The following is a 20,691-nucleotide window of genomic DNA, read 5'->3' as shown; positions in this document are numbered from 1 at the left end:
CTGATCCACGCCACAGACATCGAGGATTCGCAGCATGGAAACGACGAACGGCCCCCTCAACCGCAAACTTCGCATGGCCCTCGTCGGAGGTGGTCAGGGCGCGTTTATCGGCCGCGTCCACGCCACCGCCGCAGTCCTCGATAACCGCGCCTCCCTCGTCGCCGGCGCTCTCTCGTCCGACCCCGCCCGCGCCAAGGCTTCCGCACCCGCCTACGACATCCCGGAAAGCCGCGCCTACGGGTCCGTTACCGAGCTGATCCAGAAGGAATTGGCGCTCCCCGCCGATCAGCGGATCGATTTCGTCACCGTCGCCACCCCCAACCACACCCATTTCGCCATCGCCAGGGCCGCCGCCGAGGCCGGCTTCAATGTCGTCTGCGACAAGCCGATGACCTTCGATCTCCAGGAGGCCGAACAGCTCCAGCAGGTCGTCGAAAAGTCGGGCGTCGTCTTCGCGCTGTCGCACAACTACACCGGCTATCCGCTGGTCCGCCAGGCCCGCGAAATGATCCTCGCCGGCGAACTGGGCGAAATTCAGGCCGTCCGCTCCAACTACATTCAGGGCTGGCTCCGCACCCGGCTCGAATCGTCCGAACAGAAGCAGGCCAAATGGCGCACCGACCCCAAAATGTCCGGCGCCGCCGGCTGCTTCGGCGACATCGCCACGCACGCCTACAACCTGGCCCGCTACATCACGAATCTCACCCCCGGCGACGTCTCCTGTCACCTCAAGGCCTTTGAGCCCGGCCGGAAGCTCGACGACTACGGGTGCGCCGTGATCCGGTTCGCCAACGGCGGACTCGGTACCGTCACCGCCAGCCAGATTTCGCACGGCCGCGAAAACGACCTGTTCATCGAAGTCGACGGCACCAAGGGCGCCCTCGAATGGCATCAGGAAGAGCCGAACAAGCTCATCGTCCGCCGGAACGGCGAAGCCCACAGGATCTACACCCGCAACGGCGGACCATACATTCTGCCTCTCTCCGCAGCCTCGTCGCGGCTCCCCGCCGGTCACCCCGAGGCTTTCTTTGAAGCCTTCGCCAACATCTACCGGTTCGCCTACGACGACATGGCAAAGCGGGCGGTCGGCGAGTCGTTCGCAACGCGCGATACGATCTACCCGAACGTCTACGACGGCGTCGAAGGGATGTACTTTATTCAGCAGTGCGTCGCCTCCAGCAGCGAAAACGGCGCCTGGCTCCCCCTGAAACATCCTGCGGCGCGGTAGTGGAATTCGAGTGGCGCGCCCTGAGTCCTCGAAGGGCGTGGGCATTGCAGGCGTGCCGTCAGCAATTGGTGGTCCACAGGCGTTGACGCCAGGGGGAGTCTTCCCAGGCGGAATCGTCCGCCCGCGAAATCCCCGTACGATGGACGTCCACGTGCGTCGTGATCGTCAGCGGCACGGCTTGATCCGCGCGGTCGACGGACGAGGACGTCCATCGTACATTGGTTCGCCGAATCTCGGTCTGGCGCCGAAGAACTCCCCGGTCGCCGACTTCCCACCACCATTGACCGACTGCACCCGACTCTGGGCTTGCCGCCCGGTCGATATCGACAATCTGTTCGACAACGCGCCCGGAGAATCCGTTTCTCCGGGCGCGTTCGCCCGTCGCTCAAGGTCGGCACGCCCCCAGCCGCACGCCCCGCCTAACCCGCAGATCAGTCTTCCGCGTCAAACCGCTCGACCGGCCGTTTCTGCCGGTCGATAAACGGATGGAGCACTGCCGGGAACCTCCGTCAGGCTTGCTCTCCCGCGGGCCGTCATGCATTCTCCGCCCACTACCCCACGTCACCATTGGATCGCCGAAATCTGCCGCCGACTCGGCCGGGCGATCGATTGTCCGTTGGAGTACGTTCCCGCCGGAGGTCAGCGCCGCGACGAACCGCCGGCCCCCTGGCAGACTCCGATCCACGACGGCCAGGCTGTCACCGGACTCCTCCGGCTGGATCCCTCCCACCAGTCCCGCAGCCCGGCACATCTGAAAGTCGTCCACGAGCTGGGCGATCTCGTCGCAGACCTGCTCAGCCAGGTCACCCAGGCCGATCGCAACCTGGAGTCCCGTTCGCGCGACGTCGGCGCCCTCTTCGAAATGAGCCAGCACCTGCAGCAGCCGGACCTCCGCGCCTCGCTGGAATCGCTGTTGCGTGCGGCGGCCCAGCTCACCCGGACCTGGACGACAGCTTTCCTGATGCTCGATGCGTCCGCCGGCGAGCTGCGGCTGCGGGCCGCCTGGCAGCTTTCCGCACGCGAATTCCCCAGGCCGCGCCGGTCGCTCGAGTCCGGCGCACCCGACTGGCGGGCGTTTCGCGACGGCATGGTCCTCCTGCAACGGTCGAACGCGGCCGACCTCCCCTGGCTGCCCGACAACGTCGAATCGGGCCTGGCGATTCCGGTGGAACTGCAAAGCGTTCCCATCGGCACGCTCTGGTGTTTCGAACGCCGTCGCCGTCCGCTCGGAGCGGCAGAGCAGGCTCCGCTCGCCCGCGTGGCCGAACAGCTTGCCGCTCTGCTCGATCGGATGCTGCTCCTCAAGGAACGGACGGCCCGGCGTCGGCTGAGCACAGAACTGCGTCAGGCCGGACTGGAGCATCACGGCGGAATTCATGCGGGATTGCGCAGCGATCGCCGGCTGGATCTGGCGGTCCGCAGCCAGACCGCGGGCGATCTCGGGGGAGACCTCTGCGAACTGTTTCTCCGGAACGACAATGAAGCGTTGATTGCGGTCGGCGACGCCGTCGGTCACAGCATCCCCGCGGCGCTCATCATGTCGCTGGCGCGCGGCGCCATTCACGGACTCCTCCCGGATCTGAACAGCCGGCTCTCGTTGTCGCAGCTCCTCGGCCGGATCAACGCGGCGCTGTATCGCGTCACCCGCGCCGAACAATTCATGACCCTCGTCTGCGCCACGCTCGACCTCGAAACACTGACCCTGCAATACGCGAACGCCGGACATCCCTCGCCGTTCCTGCTGCGCGACGGGCAGGCGCAGGCCCTCGAATCGCACGGCCTGCTGCTCGGAATTCTGCCCGAAACGCCCTACAGCAGTTCCGTTATGCAACTGCAGCCCGAGGATGTCCTGCTCTTCTATTCGGACGGAATTACCGAATCCACCAGCGCCACGCGCGAGGCGTTCCGGACGGGCGGCTTGCTGCAGGCCGCCCGCAGCGCGGACGCGGGCGCGGAAGCGGTCGCTTCCGCCGTCTGGGAGGCGATGCTGCGGCACACCGCCGGGACGCCACACGCTCCCGACGATCGGACGCTGCTCGTCATTCGACTGACCGGCGCCGGCCGCTCGGGGAGTCAGTTGTTGGAAAAGTCCAGCCGGCGGTGAGCATCCCGTCCGAGCGGGTCGCGCAGAAATTTCTTGTGGCACGCCGCGCACAGGTCGAACCGGTACTGCCGCGATCGATGCTCATCCTCGGGCGAGGTCTCGCATTCATCGACCTCGGCCAGGGTCTGCGCAATTTCCTGCAGGTGGTCGACATCGAGGTCGCTTTCCTGCAACTGCTCGGGATCGAAGGCGGGATAGGCCTCGATCCGCAGAACATAGCGATCATCGCCGAGCGGCTTGCCGCAGCCATCGCAACTGAAGTGGAGCATTGGTTTCCGAACCTCCCTGTGGCGGATGACGTCGTTCCACGCCACAGGTCGATTCTATGCCGATTCTCTCCGGCGATGAAAGCAGATTCTTCGCACAATCCGTCGTCAGTTCGCAGATCCCGCCATCGACAGAAGCCCTCCCGGAACCGGCCTCGACCGCTGCACCCTCGCCGACCGGACTATTCCCACCCGTCGAGAACTTCCTGCAGACGCGCCTCGTCGTCCAGCTTCGCCGCCATTCCGCTGACGCTGGAACGTCGGTCTTGCGCCGGCGCCGCGACCGCGGCGTCCGCAGGCGACAGGACCGACGGCCTCCGCGCTCCGCGCATCAGCAGTTTTCCGACTTTTTCGAGCAGAATTTCGCGATTGAAGCTGGTCTTGACGATGTACTCGTCGGCGCCGCCGTGGATCGCCGCCACGACCGTCTCGCGACTGGCGTCCGATGTGAGGATAATCACCGGCACCGACTGCAGCAGCGGGTGCGATCGGAAGGCCTGCAGGGTCCGCAGGCCGTCCCAGCCGGGCATCTGGATATCCACGATCGCGAGCGTCGGCACCTTCTCAAGCGCCAGATAAAACCCCTCGGCTCCGTCGCTCGACACCGATACGGCGAAGTCGCGCCGCAGAATCGTCACCAGCAGGCTCCGAAACAGCGGATCGTCGTCGATCACCAGGATGTGGTTGCGACCTGTTAAAGCCGAAGGTTGCTGCAGTTCGGATGCTGGCATGTTTCAGGAGGTTTGAGGCTCTGACCGAAAGAGCCGCCGTCACGTTAACGGCTGCGATGCGAGACCTGCGGAAGGAGTGAGTCGATTCCGGTGAAATTCCGCCGAAATCGATGAGGCCGCTGATAGCGGGAAAACAGTCGATCACGATCGAGGTAAGTCGGACTGCCGTGGCGCGCCAAAGTCGAAAACGCGGTCGTCATTTTCGATGGCGCCATCGAAAATCTGATTCAGCGTCCTCAAGATCGACCGGGCGTCGGACGGCTCCTCTCGATGGGGAAAACCTCCTCCTCCTTCAATACGGATGCCGCTCGTCTCTGCGGGCAATTGCGCAAAAGATGCAGCGTCTTGATCATCGACCGGCGACTCGCGCCGGTTGATCGGCATCCCGGCAGATCGAAATATTCCGATTGGTTTCATCGTTAGTTCAGTGCCGATGGCAACGGTTGCTCCGGATCGGCAGACCTCAGCAGTCTGTCGCTCGAAGACAATCTAACTCAGCTTTCTGAAATGCCGTTGCGCCGCACCGCAGATTTGTCCTGAATCAAACGTCAGGCGCTCTCGGCTTCCTGCCCCGCCGTCCGGACGATCAGGAGGACTTGAACGCGACGACAACGGTCTGCCTATTTGCTCGGCAGCCGGATTACGCCGTCCCAGTTTGGCGGCGCCGTCCGACCGCCGGCCACCAGATGCTGCAGCAGGAAATCCTGCGCACGATCACTCGCGGGCATTCCGTGCAGGTGTCGATATGCTTCGTCCCAGCGACCCGCGATGAAGTGGTCGACGCCGCGCTCGTAGTCGGTGATGTGCGCGTCCGTCAGTTCGGGGAACTCCGCCAGCGGCGGAACCAGCTCGCTGACCTCCACAGCCGTTTCCAGTCCGTACGGCTGCACCCGCGCCAGCCGGCGCAATCGCCCTTCGTCCGCCGACATCCGTTCCCGCAGAATCGCCGTCGTCGCTTCATCCAGCAGAATCGGCACCCGCAGTTGTTTGGTCATGCTCTCCAGCCGGCTGGCCAGATTCACCACCGGACCGAACACCGTCACCTTCACCTGCTCCGACGTGCCGATCTTGCCCGCCACCGCCCGCCCGTGAGCAATCCCGATCCCCATCGCAAAATCGGCCAGCGGGTGATTCTTCTGCGCGGCCGCCCGCGCGAACGCGGCGCGGATCCCCAGCGCCGCCCGGGCGGCATGCACCGCCGCATCGGGGGACGGAATCGGCCAGCCCCAGAACCCCAGCGTGGCGTCTCCCTGAAAATCGCCGGTTACGCCGCCGTGTTCGAGAATCTGCTGCGTCATGACTCCCAGCGCCCGGCTCACCCGCTCCAGCAGCCCGATCAGGTCACCCGCCGAATCCTCCGACCGCTGACTGAAGCCCCGCAGGTCGCAGAACATGACCGTGACGTCGCACTCCGCCGGCTCCAGCAGCGTCGTATCCAGATCGTCGCCCAGCGCAGCCAGAATCGGCGGCGCAAAAAACTGCCGCAGGCCGGCCTTCTGCCGCTCCAGCCGGCGGGCCTTCAGCACGGCCCCGATAATCTCCGCCACCAGCTCGGTGAACTTCACGTCCGCTTCGAGCTGCAGACTGTCCGACAGCGTCGTCCCCGGTACGAACGTCTTCCCCATCCGGCCCGCCAGGTAGAACCCCGCCGGTTCCGACGAGAGTCCCGAGACCGGCGTGCAATACGCCCAGTCGAACTCCTGCATCTGCGTGTGGTCGGTCGCCCCGGCCCCCTCCTGGCTCTCCCACACGTGCATTACGCTGCTCTGCTTCTCGCCCAGCGATTGCGCGACAAGTCGCCGGCTCGGGCGGAACTCTCCCGCCGTCTCCCGGCGCCGGTCCCAGTAGAGCATCCGGACTTCCCCCTCGGGAGTCAGCGACACCAGGCCGATTGCGTCCGCATGGACAATTCCGCGCAGCAGCAGATTCGCCAGCCGGTGCTGCAGCTCGCCGTCGTCCCGCGCACCCGCAATCACCTCCGGCAAGTGCGTCAGCACTTCGATGCGGTTCTCCGGATCCTGATAGCGGACCTTGCGCAGCTCCCGGGCCGTAAAAGCGACGACTTCGACCGTCGCCTGCGGCTGCGCAGCCGCTTCCGACTCCGCCTTCGCAAACGTGATCACCGTCTCCCCCAGCACCAGATGCTGGCCGACGCGCAGCCGGGCCGACTCCACCTCCGCACCCGATACGAACAGCGGGTTCCGGCTCCCGGCCAGCCGCGAGACATAGACTTCGTCCAATTCCTGCCGCAGTTCGACGTGCCGACGGGAGATCTGATTGTCCCACGGCACCGGCCAGTCCGCATCGGCCCCCCGGCCGATCACCATCGTCCGTCCCGGGTGCAGGCGATTCCGCCAGCGCTGTCCCGGTTGCGGTCCCTGCGCAATCACCTCAATCACTTTCGGACCCCTTGGTCGACAGCGACAGCAGCGTCGAACCTGCCAGTTCCGTTCGGCCCCGTCCCGCCAGATTCCGCAGCCAGCGCGGCCCCCGGTCGTTCAGCAGCCCGATAATCAGGCCCCACATGCCCACCAGCAGCACCCCCACCACACCCAGCCCGACGAGCCCCGACATCAGCAGCCGCGAACGCAGCCCGTCGACCGGCTTCCACGCCGCATCCCGGTCCTCCTGGACCGCTGCAATCCAGTGCGTATTTCCGACCGCGCTGAACGCCGCCAGCCAGCCCCCTCCGTATTCGCGAACGCCCCCGTACTTGTCCGGCGGCAGCAACCCGACCGGATCGAGATAGTCGTCGCTCCGGTCGAGTCGATCTTCGGCGGCCTGCAACGGAGTGATTCGCAACATCTCAGCAAGCTGATACTGCATCACTTCCGGCAACGTCAGTTGATCGAACTGCACCACGCTCAGTTTGTCGGCGTGATCCGTCAGCCACGGGTGGGCCAGCAGCTTCCATTCCCGGCTGTCGATCAACGCCAGCTTGCGCCCCGACAGGCTCACGCCGTGTTCCATCAATGATTTCTCGTAGTCCATCAGCAGATCGCTGAGGTCCAGCGTCCGCGCCAGGACCGCAATCACTTTCCGATTCTCTTGGTCCCGGACGGGTGCGGACAAAGCGATCGAATACTGGCCGGTTGACGTGCTTCGGTAGGCGAGAGAGATGTGCGGCTCTTCGATCGGCCGGATCCCTTCCGGGGCCGCGTTCTCGACAAACTCAACATCGAGACCGTGAAAGTAGTCCCGGAAGTTGTAGTTCTTCTCCTGAGAATCGCTGCGCGGATTCCGCCAACGCTGCACCCCGCCGGCATCGCACAAGAACCAGCTCGCGTCCACCCGGCGCCGTTCCTGGGTGAGCTTGACGTCCATCGTCGTGCGACGCTGATCCAGCAGTTTCCACAGGGCGGCGCGCTGGTCTGGCGGGTTGTCGATCTCCCGCTCGACCGCGTCGCGCACCTGCTCGTCCGCCGCGATCGACGACAGCTCGCCCAGACGCCGCTCCAGCGCCTGACGCAAGGAGTCCGCCAGCAGGCTCACCGACAGCGCGTTGCTGTCGAGCGCCCGCGCGGTGACGTTGTCGCGCGCCGTCGACACCGCGTCCCGCATCGCCGCCAGCGCCACGGGGGCCAGCCCCGCCAGCAGCACGATCGGCAGGATCAGCCCGATGGCCAGGATCGGCCGTCGGGCGCGGGATTGCGCCCGCATCCGCAGGCGATCGAGCACCGCCTGCGCGTTGGCGAATCGACGGGCCGGATCGACGGCGAGGCACCGATCGATGATCTCCGCCAGCCCCGCATCCACCCGCGCGATCTGCCGATGCCCGTTGGGCCTCGGGCTGCGCCGCACGATCCTCCGGTAGATCTCCAGCCGCTCTTCCAGCGAACCGGCATTCTTCAGCAGACGCTCGCCCTCCTCGGACCGATAAGGAGGCTGACCCACCAGCATGTGGTACAGCAGGGCCCCCAGGGCGTAAACGTCCCAGCGGGCATCCGGAACCCCTTTCAGATCCGCCTGTTCCGGCGCCATGTAAAACAGCGTCCCGAGAGCGTGACTCTGCTCGTCCGCCAGCCGCGACTGCCCGAAATCGCACAGTCGCGGCTCCTGGTCCTGATCCAGCAGCACATTCGCCGGCTTCAGGTCGCAGTGCAGAATGCCGCTGCCATGCGCATGCACCAGCGCCTGACAGACGCGCGTTGCGACCCGCACCGCCTCGACGGTCGGCAGCGTGCCCTGCTCCAGCCGCGTCGCCAGCGATCCGTTCGGCAGATACTCCATCACGTAATACGGAGGATCGTGATCCCAGCCGACCGACAGCAGCCCCACGATATTCCGCGACGTGTACAGCACCGCCAGCTTTTCGACTTCACGTCCCAGCAGCGACCAGTCCACTCCCCGCCGATGCGTGTAGAACTTGATCGCGACGTGCTTGCCGGTATTCAGCTCCCGCGCCAGCCAGACCGTGCCGTATTTCCCTTCGCCGATCTGCCGCAGAATTCGATAACCGGGCAGAGTGGTCGGCGGCTGCCCCCCCGACAGGCTGATTGCCCGCGCCCGGTCGCGCGCCGCTTCATCCTGGACCGCCGTCCCGTCCAGGTCCGCTTCCTCGTCGCCGGCCGTGTTTTCGGCGGACTCCCTGCCTGCCATTGGACTTCCTGCTCCCGGCGACGACGTTGCTCCCTCGGCCTTCGAGGGCATGGCTGCCGCCCGCTGGTCCACGCGCAGCCATCCCCGCTCAGCATCGTAGACCGCACGATTCCGCATCGCCAGCACCCCCGCAAGTTCCACCCCGTGGCCACCGCCGGGACGTTGGTCTCCGACACGGTCCTGACGACGTTTTCAGCCGCACTGGAAACGCCGTCGCTGCATTGAGATACGCCACAAAAACCGGTACAATCGCTGCGTCGAGTCAGCTTGGCGACTGTCGTCGCAAACCGCTGTCGCGACTGGACTTGCAAGTGGCGGTTGGCGGGCTCTGAGGGGGCCGGCCGAATCGCAGGCCCTGGAGCGGGCCGCCAGCGATCTCCGCGGACCGATGGTTCGCGGATCACTCCCGCCGCTGACTGGAAGGAGATCTCGATTGTCGACCGGTGACGCAGGACAGACGCCGCAGGAAAATCCCACGGAACGCATTCTCCAGATCCCCATTCAGGACGAGATGCGGACCAGCTACGTCACCTACGCGATGAGCGTGATCATCAGCCGCGCGCTCCCCGACGCACGCGACGGCCTCAAGCCCTCCCAGCGACGCATCCTCGTCGCCATGAACGACCTCAACCTCGGTCCCGCCTCCGGCCGCGTCAAATGCGCCAAGATCTGCGGCGATACCAGCGGTAACTACCACCCGCACGGCGAAGGCTCCGTCTATCCCACCCTCGTCCGCATGGCCCAGAACTGGAACATGCGTGAAGTCCTCGTCGATAAGCAGGGGAACTTCGGTTCGCTCGCCGGCCTCCCCCCCGCGGCCATGCGATACACCGAAGCCCGCCTCTCCGCAGTCGCCGCCGAGATGCTCGACGACCTCAAACGCGATACCGTCGACTACGTCCTCAGCTACGACCAGCGCAATCGCGAGCCGGTCGTGCTGCCGTCGCGGTTTCCGAACCTCCTCGTCAACGGCTCCAGCGGCATCGCCGTCGGCATGGCGACCAGCATTCCCCCTCACAACCTCGCCGAAGTCTGCGAGGCCATCAAGCTGCTGATCGACAACCCCGAGGCGACCGTCGACGAAATCGTCGAAGTCATGCCCGGCCCCGACTTTCCGACCGGCGGCGTGATCTGCGGCCGGTACGGCATCAAAACCGGCTACATGACGGGCCGGTCGACCATCACTCTCCGCGCGAAGACCCGCTTCATCACGGAGAAGAACACCGAGATCATTGAGGTCAACGAGATTCCCTACATGGAAACTCGCGACCGGATCCGGGAAAAGCTCGAACAGCTCGTCCGGGACGACAAGGTCAAGGGAATCGCCCGCGTCATCGACCTGACCGACCGGACGCTCCCGCCGTGGCAGGTTCGTCTCCACATCGTCCTGAAGCGCGATGCCGACCGCGACGTGGTCCTCAACCAGCTCTACCAGTTCTCGTCGCTGCAGACGACGTTCAGCATGATCCTGCTGGCCCTCGTCGGCAACCGGCCTGTGACGCTCAAGATCAAGGAGATGCTGACCGAATTCATCCGCCATCGGATCAACGTGACCCGGCGGCGGACCGAGTTCCTGCTCGGCGAAGCCCGCAAGCGCAAGCACACGGTCGAAGGTCTGCTGATCGCCCAGATCGACCTCGACCAGGTGATCGCCACCATCCGTCAGTCCCCCAGCCGGGCCGAGGCCCGCGAACGGCTGCAGAAAATCGAGATTCCCGGCCCGCTGATCGCCCGCGCCCTCGGCGACAACGGGTTCCGGATGTTCCTCGAAGAATATGGCGAGCGCGAGAACTACAACATCTCCGCCAACCAGGCCGAAGCCATCGTCTCGATGCAGCTCGGCTCGCTCGCCAACCTCGAACGCGAAAAGCTTCGCGACGAGCACGAGAAGCTGCTGACCGAGATCGCCGAATACCTCCGGCTCCTCTCCGACGAAGCCAATCTCCGGGCCGTCGTCCGCGAGGAGACGCAGGCCCTGCAGGACCGCTACGGCAACAAGCGCCGGACGGAGATCACCGACGAAGAACTGGGCGACTACGACCCCGAAGCCCTCATCGCCGAAGAGCCGATGGTCGTCACGCTCTCCCAACGCGGCTACGTCAAACGGATGCCGCTGACGGTTTACCAGTCTCAGAATCGCGGCGGCAAGGGGATCACCGGCGCGAAGACCGATGAAGAAGACGCCATCCGGCACCTCTTCGTCGCCAGCACGCACGCCTGGCTGCTGTTCTTCACCGACCGCGGCCGCGTCCTCTGGCGCAAGGTCTACGACATTCCCGTCCAGAGCCGCATCGCCAAGGGGCGGGCGATCGTCAACCTGCTCCAGCTCCAGGAGGCCGAGACCGTCGTCAACTGCGTCGCCGTCCGCGAGTTCGACGACGAACGTTTCCTGATCATGGCCACCCGCAAGGGCGTGGTGAAGAAGACGGCCCTGTCGGCCTACAGCCGGCCCCTCAAGGGGGGCATCATCGCCATCAACCTCCGCGACGGCGACGAACTGGTCGAAGCCCGCATCGTCTCGCCCCGCCAGGACGTTCTGCTGTCGACGGCCAGCGGCATGGCGATCCGCTTCAATGAATCCGACGCCCGCGCCATGGGCCGGAATACGGCCGGCGTCCGCGGCATCCGGCTGAAGTCCGGCGACATCGTGATCGGCATGGTCGTCGTCGAAGCCGACATGAGTCTGTTGACCGTCTGCGAAAACGGCTACGGCAAACGGACTCCCTTCGGTCTGGAAGAACTCGCCGATGTCCCCCCCGCCGACGAGGCCGTCGCCGACGCGGACGTCGAAGCCGAGGTCGACGCCGAACTGCCCGAGGAAGAGGCCGCAGAAGACGGCGACGAAGCCGCCGACGGCAACAAGAGCTACCGCCGCCAGCGTCGCGGCGGCAAGGGAATCCGCGACATCAAGACGACCGACCGCAACGGCCTGGCGGTCAAGGTCCTCGCCGTCACCGACGGGGACGAAGTGCTGCTGGTGACGTCGGCCGGCAAGATTCAGCGCATCCGCGTGGTCGAGATCAACGAGATCGGCCGCAACACGCAGGGGGTCCGGGTCATGCGTCTCGACGAAGACGACAAACTCGTCTCTGTGGCCCGCATTCCGGCGGAAGTCGTCGAGCTGTCAGACGCGGCAGCCTTGGAGTCCGACGTCGCGAAAGAAACCGACACCGTCCGGCCGCCAGACGCCATTCCTCCCGCGGCCGAACCCGAAGCGGACGCCGAATAGTCCGCCGGAAACCTCTATGGTGGCACAGACATTCCTGTCTGCGCTCATCCGCGAAGAACCACGAGAGCCTTCCCAGTCATCCGGCCGGGAGGGCTCTTTGCTTCGCGAGCGACGGCGACAGCGGGCCGCAATGGATTCGCAGGAAAGAAAACTTCCCAGTTCTCTGCGGACATCGTTAATCTGGACGGAAGAACTGCGACTCGTTCGCCGAGAAACGGCCGCCGGTTCCAATCGATTCCCGGAGAGGTCCGATGACGCGCTTGCTTGAGCAGGCTCTCGCCGAGTTGCAGAAGCTCCCGCCGGCAAGCCAGGACGCGATGGCGGCGATCATCCTCGATGAACTGGCCGACGAACGCCGCTGGGACGAAACGTTTGCCCGTTCGCAGGACCAGTTGAACCAGCTTGCCAATCGGGCACGCGAACAGATCCGTGCCGGGCAGGTCCGGCAAGTCGGGATCGACGAGCTGTGAATTCGGTCGTGACTGAAGCGTTCCTGGAATGCTTTGCGGCACTCCCGGAGACAGTCAAAAATCAGGCCAGGAAGGCGTACCGCCTCTGGCGACAAGATCCCTCCCACCCCGGTCTGCAGTTTAAGAAGATCCATTCCAGCGAACCGATTTATTCGGTGCGAGTCAGCCTGGACTGGCGAGCTCTCGGATTACTGGAAGGTGACTCGATCACCTGGTTCTGGATCGGATCACATGCCGACTACGATCACCTGCTCGATCGACGATGAAATGACGCCGTGAGTGGCCCCGGCCGCCAATCCGATGGCAACTGGGGTCGCGAAGCGACAGGCGCCCAGGCGAAAGTCGGCGTTCGTGTCAGACACGCGCGGACCGCGCGGTCCAGTGCGACGGATTGTCAGGCGAGATCCCCGTCCGTCGTACCGAGCATCAGCAGGACCGGGACTCCGCGATCCTCATGGGCGGCGGCCACGAAGAGCTGCGCCTCTCCCACCGACCACACAGCGAACCGGAAGACGCCGTTGAGCGGAATCACCTCGTCACCTTCCGTTCCCGTGCGTGATGGTTTGCCATACTTCTTTGAGAGAGCGGCTACGACACGATCGCACTCGGACGAAAACTCCTCGTACAGTTTTTGCACGGCCTCGTCGTCGTGGGCTTCGTCGTCGTCGTCGAACTCGTGGATGCGAAGTTCTTCAAGTCCGCCCGGGTCGCCTTCGAGAAGTTCGCTTGCCAGAGCTGTTGCGGACGCGGCCATTGTCAGTCCCCCTGCGCATGACTGTGTGTTGCTCAAACATCCGAATGGAAAATACTCCGGGGATCAATGATCGTCAATTTTCAGGCCGGACGGAACATTGGACGAAACCGCAGCACGAAGTGACCGGACAACGCGTTCGCGGCGGGTTGGGGAGACGAATCTGGCCGGATGATGCGAAGCGGCGAGTGGCGCTGGTCGTCATTCCGATCGAGGCCGGGGTCGCAAAGGGACACGAGGCCCCGCGCGGGATGGCTCTTGTGTGAAGTTCCTGCAAAGTGTTGCTCGCCCGAGCCGATGAAGGCCGAGACTTGACCACTCGGCGGGACGGGTGCGGACGGTTCTGCTCCAATAGCGATTTCACCCCGAATTGATTGGCATCGCTCCCCAATCGCTATTAGATTGTCGACCGCTTCGACGCACCCGCCGGTGCTCCACCAGACGCCCCCTCCCAAGGACGTGTGCATGACCTCCGATAGCGCTGCGCCGCCGCCCGTCGAACTCGGTCCCTTCGAGCCTCCGGAGGACTTCGAACACAACCCGGCGTTCCAGCAGGAACCGCCGCGGCCCATGCCGGCGTTTGCGCGACGCAGCCGTTATACGATCGGACGGCACACCGCGGTCTGGAGCTGTCTGACGATCGCCGCGGCCTGCTGGGTCACCGCTCCCCTGCCGTTTGTGCAGACGATGAGCTGGTACCTGCTGCCGCTGGGCTACCTGAGCTGGTGCGGCGCGGGAATGGCGGTGATCGCCGGCCTGTATTGGTTCCGCAACGCCACAACCTGGGGATTGCTCGATTACGTGCACCGCGGCGACCCGCTGGTCGGTCGCGTGCACGACGTGGGAGTCCAGGCCGAGGGGACTCAGGAGGCCCCGCTCGGCCGCTTTATGGCCGCGGTGGAATTCCTCCATCCCGAATTGAACGAGTTGCAGACATCGATCATCCCCGCCCCCGACACGTTTGGCCTGGGGGACGCTCCCAAAATGTCCAGCGGCCTGAAACCGGGCGACTATGTCTCGCTGGTGGCTCTGCCGGGCGAGTTCGACAAGTCGCTGCGAATCTACGGCTGGCTGGGGATCGATCCCGACCGCGATTTCATCACCAAAAATGGCAAGCCGCTGGCGTCGGTCTCGCCGCTCGGCGTGCTGCTGATCGTTTTCGGGGTCATGCTCGCGTTCTGGCTGCTGCTGAGCTTCGTTTACGTCCTGGAAGCCTACCAACCCCTCGACGGCCGCTGGCAACCCTACGCCATCGGCATCGGGCTCGCAGCGATTCCGTTCGTGATTCTGTCGCAGTTCGGCGTCGATCGGAACGCCCCGTCGAAATGGCCGATGCTCGGCCGCCGACTCGGCGCCTCGCTCCTGGGCGTCTTCGGCGGGTTCATGCTCGGCTTCCCGGCGGTCGGATTTCTCAACGGCTACTTCGATCGCAGCCCGCGGGAGCTGGAGCCGGTGCGGATCGTGCAGCAATGGCAGACCACGTGGAATTTCATCATTCGCAATTACGAACTCGAATATCAGCCCTATCCGAACGGCAAGACCACGAAAAAGACCGTCCCCGTCGAGACCCTGTCGCAGTTTGAAGCGAACGATCTGGGGGTCATCGACATCGGCGCCGGGACGCTCGGCATGCGCTGGATCCGCAGCTTTCATCCGATCGTGTGGCAGAATGTCACCGAGGAACCGGAAGGGGCTTATGCCGGAGAAGTCCGCTGCCGTCTGCTCGGCGAGGACAATCCCGTCCTGCGGCTGGCGCCCCGCGTGAGGATTGATGAAAGCACGTACGAACCCGTCCCCGACGCACTCTTCGCGGACGCCCGCCAACAGTTGCTGGCAAGCCTGACAGGCAGCGGCCTGTTCGAGATCCTCAAAGATGACGCGGAATAGCCACCGGCGACGATCAGGTCGTCGGCAGGATGCGCAACGAAATCACCGGCATCGAATCTGAAACCGCGGATCTTTCTCTTGTCCCCTCTCCCGACGTCTTCGTTGGGAGAGGGATAGGGTGAGGGTGTCTTCGCGATTTTTCCAGAAGGAAATGCGCCGTCACCCTGGCCCTCTCCCACATCAGAATGCGGGAGAGGGGACATGAGGCACGCCTCACGATCGTGGCCGGCGAGATCGCTCAAAACGACCGATTCTCTCGCTCGCGCGGAGTCTTTCGACCAAGCTGGCTTCATTGAAAGTTATCGTGCCGGACCGCAGCGGAGAGCGTTATGCTGAATGGCATAAGTTCGCCCCGTGGATCGTCGTGGCGGTGCTCCCGACCGATTCACGGCCGCGGTTCTGTTTGCGCGAGATCTCCTCTTTGACTGGAGCTGACCATGACCGACTTCAACTCAACCCACAATCGCGTCGTCTGGTGCGACGTCCCCGTCGCCGATCTCGACCGCGCCTGCAAGTTCTACGCGGCCGTTCTCGCCATCAAGGTGCATCGCGAAGAGTTCGGCGGAAAGCCGTTCGGCGTGCTTGACCACCACGACGGGAACGCTGGCTGCCTGATCCCCGACGCCGGCGCGATCGCACAGAACGGCGGCCTGCTGGTCTACTTCAATACGGACGGCCGCATCCGGGACGCCGTCCGCCAGGCGGCGTCGCTGGGCGCAGAGATCCTGGAGCCAGTCCACATGATCGGCCCCCACGGCTTCCGCGCCCTGTTGCGAGACAGCGAAGGAAACCGGATTGCGCTGCACTCGCGGACAGACGCTTAACGGTTCATGTTCGCATAGAACAAAAGCCGGAGACAGGGCCATCCCCATCTCCGGCTTTGAATCATCTTTTCAGTCGCGCAGCGACCTCTGCGAGACCCGAATCCCGAGGCCCGATACCCGCCGCTCAAATCTTCCCGAACAGCGTCTTCCCCGTGCTCAGCAGATCGTCGCACGCCACGCCCAGCCGGGCGGCCATGCCGATTTCGGCCGCCTTCAGATAGGCCCGCGGGTCGTAGGTCTTCTTGTCGCCGATCTCGCCGTCGATCTTCAGCACGCCCGAGTAGTTCTTGAACATGTGGTCCGCCACCGGACGCGTAAACGCGTACTGCGTGTCGGTGTCGATGTTCATCTTCACCACGCCGTAACCCAGCGTCTCGCGGATCTCTTCGAGCGGCGTCCCCGAGCCGCCGTGGAAGACAAGGTCGAACTTGGCGGCCTTGCCGTACTTGGCCATCACCGCGTCCTGACCGTGCTTCAGAATATCCGGACGGAGCTTCACCGCGCCCGGCTTGTAGCTGCCGTGGACGTTGCCGAACGTGGCGGCGAACAGGAACCGGCCGATGCCGCTCAGGGCTTCATGCACGGCGACCATGTCTTCCGGCGTGGTGTAGAGTTTTTCGGCGGGATGATCGGAGTGATCGACGCCGTCTTCTTCGCCGCCGACGACGCCCGCTTCGACTTCCAGAATGATTTCGTTCTCGACGCACAGCTTGAGCAGATCCTTGCTCAGGGCCATGTTCTCGGCGAGCGGCAATTCGGAGGCGTCGAGCATGTGCGACTGGAACAGGTTCGGCAGGCCGGCTTTGCGGCGGCGGGCGGTCTCGGCGATCAGCGGCTTCAGGAACGATTCGACCTTGCCCGGCTGGCAGTGGTCCGTGTGCAGCGCGACCATGACATTGTGCTTCTCGGCGAGGCGGTGCGCGGCTTCCGCCAGGACGATCGCGCCGAAGGCCATGTCTTTGACGTTCTGGCCCGAGGCGAACTGGCCGCCGCCGGTTGAGACCTGAATGATCCCGTCCGACTTTTTGTCGGCGAACGCCTTGAAGGCGGCGTTCAGCGTGACGAGGGAGGAGACGTTGACGGCGGGATACGCATAGTCGCCCTGCTGGGCGGCATCGAGCATCGCGGCATACTGCTTGGGGCTGGCGATCGGCATGACTTCGATTCCCCGGCCCGCACGGGGCCGCTTCGACAAACAGGGATCCATCAGAATCGGCTGTTCCATAAGCCGATGACGCCAGGCATTTTAGGCCCTGCCGGTCCAGACCGGAAGCGACAGGGGAGTCGAGAGTCGAGCAACCAGAGTCGAGAGCCGGATAAGAAGCGAGCCGCGAAGCCACTTTCTCCGGCGATCCGCGATGAGCGATCCGCGATCAGCCCTCTTCCTCCGGCGATTCGCCGCTCGCCGTTCCCGATCTGCTCGTTCAAGCAATGTCGAATGCCGACAGGGGAGTCGAGAGCCAGAAGAAGCATCCGAACTTCACCGCCACTGACAACTGACTACCGACAACTGACCAAGATCACGGCTTTTCCGTCTCGACGGCCGGTTTCTTCGGCCCCATCAGCGGTGCAAACCGCGGCAGGCCGGGGAACCGGTCGCGCGGAGATTTGACGCTGGCTTTCCCGCCGTCGTCGCTGTGGCTGGCGGTCGAGGCCACCCGGTCGATCGCTGCAATCCGCAGGCGGTCGATCTGAACGTCGCCGAGGCCATGCAGCGCCAATGTGACGGTCAGAGGACCGCTTTGACGAACTTCGCGGTACATCTCGAACTGCTGCCAATCCTGGGATTCGTGGAATCGCATGGCGCCGACTTTTCCCAGCAGATTGTCGTAGACCATCAGGCCGTCGACATCTCCGAGCAACGACTTCGGCACCTTGACCCAGCCGCTAATGTGCACCAGTTGTCCGGCGCGGACCAGAATCTGCGGAGTGATCATCGTGACCGGCGCCCGGGGGAGACTTCGGGGCGGTTCGTGTCCCAGCCGGACTCGGGCGGAGAGTCGGAGCGACGAACGGCTGCCATCGTAGCCTTGCGGAAACAGCTCGGCCGACGCCTGCAGGGCCGGATCGTCGGACTGATTGTGTTGCCACCCGTCGGCCTGGAAGGTGTCGAAATCATCGAACTCCCCGGAGGGGAGCAGATTGTCGCTGTTCTGCGAGGGGGATCGTCCCAGTTGGGCAAGCATTTTCCAGTGGTCGGGAAGCGTCTGGAAACACATCGTGTACGGACTGCTGACCGGCGAAGCCCGGCGGATGGCGTCGTACCAGTGCGCCCGCTGCAGTTTGCGGACGAGCTGCAGCGACTCGCCGGCGCGGAGCCGGGCCGAGGCCCAGTCGTTGTTTCTCAAGGCGGTTTCCGCCATTCCCAGCAGGCCGCGGGCGGTCGCCAGCAGTTGCGGTCCATCCGGCTGCGGGGGGGCGAGCGACTTGAGCTGCTCGTCGATCTGCCGGACGCGCTCCAGCTTGAGTTGCGCCAATTCGACGCAAGTCCGGGCGCTGAGTTCGGCGATTTCGCCGGCTCTTTTCTCCAGTCGGGTGATCAGGTCGCGGTCGGAGGTGAAAAGGATCGCGGCCGTCTGATCAAAACGCCGCAGGGTGACTTTTAGTCCTCCCGCGACCCGTTCGGGAACGAGACTCTGGACGCCGGTCGTCGTGATTTCCCACGCCGAAGCGGATTCACCCACCCCCGGCACAATGAAGGTCGCGTCGTTTCCCGCCATCTGGTCGGGGCAGAATTGCGCATGTCGTTCGAGCCAGACCGGCAGCACGAGCGTACCGTAATCGGTTCGCATGGCCGCCGCCGTCAGCTCGTTCGCCCGCGCTTTCTCGGCCCGCAGGCGGGCTTCCTGATCGCGGAGCCGGGCGTCCCGCTGGAACCCCGACAGCAGTCCGTTGCCGAAGCCCACGCTCCCCGCTCCGACGGTCGGTCCCTGCGGGACTTTGAGCGTAAATGGCAGGGGAGGCATGACATCCAGGCTCGAACCGAGCCACGGTTCCAGCAGGCTTAATTCCAGGTTGAGCTGTTTGATGGCCAGCCACCGCTCCCGTGACAGCGGATCGTTCGGCTGCGGTTCCAGCGATCCGGTCGACCAGTAGCCGACGCCGCGATAGCCGGCCATCAAGGCCGCGTAGAGCTGCAGCCGAATCTGTTCGGGCTCCAGGATCGGCGTCTGACCTCCCGCGGGGATCTGTTCCAGCAGATCGGGCGACGGCTCGGTCTGAATCCAGGTCCAGCAGAAGGTCCCCGGCCGGGCCAGGCCCCGATGCTCGGCGAGCCACGTGCGGTAGCCCTGGAGCGTCAACGTGCCATTCAGCGAATGCCGGCTGATGCCGAGCATGCTGATATTCCGCGAGAACAGCCGTTCGTCTTCGATGACGTCGGCGGCGATCGGTCGGTTCCAGGCCCGGTCGGCCTGCTGGACTTGCGGAATCCACTGCTGAATCTGCGGATACGACGCCGAGGGGATCCGGGCGCCGAGCATCCAGAACAGGACTCCTTCGGCGTCCTCGCCGAAGGGGAGCAGGCTGGCTGCGGCAGCGCCGGGATCGCCGGTTTCTGCACCGGGTTGCGGGGGGGCGGTGGTGATCCAGAGACCCTTTCTGCGGATCGCCCCGACAACCGCCTTGTCGGCAAGATCGGGCGTCCAGACCGTATTGAAGCGGGCCTCGTGAATCTCGCTGAGCGACTCGCCGTGATAGGGAACGATGACGGAAAAGAACGGGCGGCCCGAGACCAGCAGGCGGTCCAGGCGGAACTCCATCGGCGGCTCGGCCGCCGAACTCGCGGCCTCGCCCCGCATCTGTTCGATGACGTTCGCGGAGACCGGGACGTGGGGGGAAACTTCCAGGTCATCCAGCGCCAGATCCAGCGTTCCTGTCGACAGCTTCATGCCGACCAGAACTCGATCAACGTGGACCATGCCCGGATCATCGGCCAGGCGGTCTTTGAAGCGGGCGCGGATCAGGCCGAGCTGCCGGGCCACTTCCTGGTTCGTCGTGCGACAGCGGAGCTGCTGCCAGCGCCCCGCATCCTGATAGCTTTCTCCCCGGATGACCGCGGTCAGCGGCACGCCAGTCTGCGGGTCGAGAATGCCGGGGAACACGACCTGAATCGCCATCACAATGCCCGGTCGATTGCTGCGAACCCACAGGCTGATCGACAGTTCGTCGAGTGCGCGCGCGGGAGTGATCGGCGTTTCCAGCGAGCACCACGTTCCGTCGCGGAGCGTCGAGAACCGCAGCGCTTCGCAGCGACGCGACCGGGCTCCCGATGTCTCGCGGGTGTGCTGCAGCACTCGGCCGTCGCCCGGCGGGAGCCGGACCTGCCAGGAGGTCTCCAGACCGTCCATGGGGTCATGCAGAACTTCGGCTTGCGCGGAACTGAACAAGGCGAGCGCGGCGCAGACCGCGAGCGCCGCACCGATCATCGATCGGCACGCCCGTCGCACGGCTGTGTCGAGCCCATCCTTCGGCACGAGCACCACCACCGGAAAAATCGCTACAACCCGTACATCCTGCACGGCCCGCCCTGGTTTCTTGCAAAAAACGCAACCAGCGGCGGAAAGTCCTCATGGTTTTCACGCCCCGCGCGTTTTCGTCGGA

Annotated in this window: 15 protein-coding genes; 7 read left to right on the top strand and 8 right to left on the bottom strand. The window is 64.7% G+C overall.

Going from position 1 to position 20,691, the window contains the following annotated elements; all coding sequences use genetic code 11:
• Positions 1 to 34 precede the first annotated feature (34 nt).
• Both SH412_RS15760 and SH412_RS15755 read left to right on the top strand, forming a co-directional pair.
• Positions 35 to 1,228, top strand: coding sequence for a Gfo/Idh/MocA family protein (locus SH412_RS15760; RefSeq protein WP_336518973.1), 1,194 nt, complete (start codon positions 35 to 37; stop codon positions 1,226 to 1,228).
• A 616-nt stretch (positions 1,229 to 1,844) separates the two neighbouring features.
• Positions 1,845 to 3,332 carry a PP2C family protein-serine/threonine phosphatase gene (locus SH412_RS15755; protein ID WP_336518972.1) on the top strand — a complete coding sequence of 496 codons (1,488 nt, stop codon included), beginning with the start codon at positions 1,845 to 1,847 and terminating at the stop codon, positions 3,330 to 3,332.
• On the opposite strand, the gene SH412_RS15750 is transcribed toward SH412_RS15755, so the two are convergent.
• The 5 genes from SH412_RS15750 to SH412_RS15730 all read right to left on the bottom strand — a co-directional run bounded on the left by SH412_RS15750 (position 3,302) and on the right by SH412_RS15730 (position 8,928).
• Positions 3,302 to 3,601: a hypothetical protein gene (locus SH412_RS15750; RefSeq protein WP_336518971.1), complete on the bottom strand. Its 300-nt coding sequence runs from the start codon at positions 3,599 to 3,601 to the stop codon at positions 3,302 to 3,304. The genes SH412_RS15755 and SH412_RS15750 overlap by 31 nt on opposite strands.
• Positions 3,602 to 3,780: 179 nt before the next feature.
• Positions 3,781 to 4,329 (bottom strand): response regulator, encoded by a 549-nt coding sequence (locus tag SH412_RS15745; RefSeq protein WP_336518970.1) that lies wholly within the window; start codon positions 4,327 to 4,329, stop codon positions 3,781 to 3,783.
• A gap of 141 nt (positions 4,330 to 4,470) precedes the next feature.
• The gene (locus tag SH412_RS15740; protein ID WP_336518969.1) at positions 4,471 to 4,746 is read right to left on the bottom strand and encodes a hypothetical protein; all 276 of its coding nucleotides are present in this window, start codon (positions 4,744 to 4,746) and stop codon (positions 4,471 to 4,473) included.
• 203 nt (positions 4,747 to 4,949) lie between these two features.
• Complete coding sequence (locus SH412_RS15735; RefSeq protein WP_336518968.1) at positions 4,950 to 6,728, bottom strand: adenylate/guanylate cyclase domain-containing protein; 1,779 nt, start codon at positions 6,726 to 6,728, stop codon at positions 4,950 to 4,952.
• Positions 6,721 to 8,928, bottom strand: coding sequence for a serine/threonine protein kinase (locus SH412_RS15730; protein WP_336518967.1), 2,208 nt, complete (start codon positions 8,926 to 8,928; stop codon positions 6,721 to 6,723). Before SH412_RS15730 ends, SH412_RS15735 begins: the two co-directional genes overlap by 8 nt.
• Positions 8,929 to 9,361: 433 nt before the next feature.
• Between SH412_RS15730 and gyrA the strand changes: the two genes are divergently transcribed.
• The 3 genes from gyrA (at position 9,362) to SH412_RS15715 (ending at position 12,893) form a co-directional block, all read left to right on the top strand.
• The gene (gene gyrA, locus SH412_RS15725) at positions 9,362 to 12,157 is read left to right on the top strand and encodes a DNA gyrase subunit A (RefSeq protein ID WP_336518966.1); all 2,796 of its coding nucleotides are present in this window, start codon (positions 9,362 to 9,364) and stop codon (positions 12,155 to 12,157) included.
• A gap of 251 nt (positions 12,158 to 12,408) precedes the next feature.
• Entirely contained in the window at positions 12,409 to 12,627 is a 219-nt protein-coding gene (locus SH412_RS15720; RefSeq protein ID WP_336518965.1) for a hypothetical protein, read from the top strand.
• Between the two features lie 8 nt (positions 12,628 to 12,635).
• Positions 12,636 to 12,893 carry a ParE family toxin-like protein gene (locus SH412_RS15715; RefSeq protein ID WP_336518964.1) on the top strand — a complete coding sequence of 86 codons (258 nt, stop codon included), beginning with the start codon at positions 12,636 to 12,638 and terminating at the stop codon, positions 12,891 to 12,893.
• A gap of 128 nt (positions 12,894 to 13,021) precedes the next feature.
• On the opposite strand, the gene SH412_RS15710 is transcribed toward SH412_RS15715, so the two are convergent.
• Positions 13,022 to 13,381, bottom strand: coding sequence for a hypothetical protein (locus SH412_RS15710; RefSeq protein ID WP_336518963.1), 360 nt, complete (start codon positions 13,379 to 13,381; stop codon positions 13,022 to 13,024).
• A 462-nt stretch (positions 13,382 to 13,843) separates the two neighbouring features.
• Here SH412_RS15710 and SH412_RS15705 point away from each other — a divergent pair, with 462 nt between their 5' ends.
• Together SH412_RS15705 and SH412_RS15700 are read left to right on the top strand one after the other, a co-directional pair.
• Positions 13,844 to 15,265, top strand: a complete 1,422-nt coding sequence (locus SH412_RS15705; RefSeq protein ID WP_336518962.1) for a hypothetical protein — start codon at positions 13,844 to 13,846, stop codon at positions 15,263 to 15,265.
• Between the two features lie 437 nt (positions 15,266 to 15,702).
• Positions 15,703 to 16,089 (top strand): VOC family protein, encoded by a 387-nt coding sequence (locus tag SH412_RS15700; protein WP_336518961.1) that lies wholly within the window; start codon positions 15,703 to 15,705, stop codon positions 16,087 to 16,089.
• 124 nt (positions 16,090 to 16,213) lie between these two features.
• Here SH412_RS15700 and fbaA read toward each other — a convergent pair whose 3' ends face one another.
• Positions 16,214 to 17,245, bottom strand: coding sequence for a class II fructose-bisphosphate aldolase (fbaA, locus tag SH412_RS15695; protein WP_336518960.1), 1,032 nt, complete (start codon positions 17,243 to 17,245; stop codon positions 16,214 to 16,216).
• Between the two features lie 364 nt (positions 17,246 to 17,609).
• Positions 17,610 to 20,609, bottom strand: a complete 3,000-nt coding sequence (locus tag SH412_RS15690; protein WP_336518959.1) for a hypothetical protein — start codon at positions 20,607 to 20,609, stop codon at positions 17,610 to 17,612.
• Positions 20,610 to 20,691 lie beyond the last annotated feature (82 nt).

The organism is Planctellipticum variicoloris (assembly GCF_030622045.1).
GTDB lineage: Bacteria > Planctomycetota > Planctomycetia > Planctomycetales > Planctomycetaceae > Planctellipticum > Planctellipticum variicoloris.
Note: the sequence above shows the minus strand (reverse complement) of the source record. Positions and strands in the feature narration are given on the sequence as shown.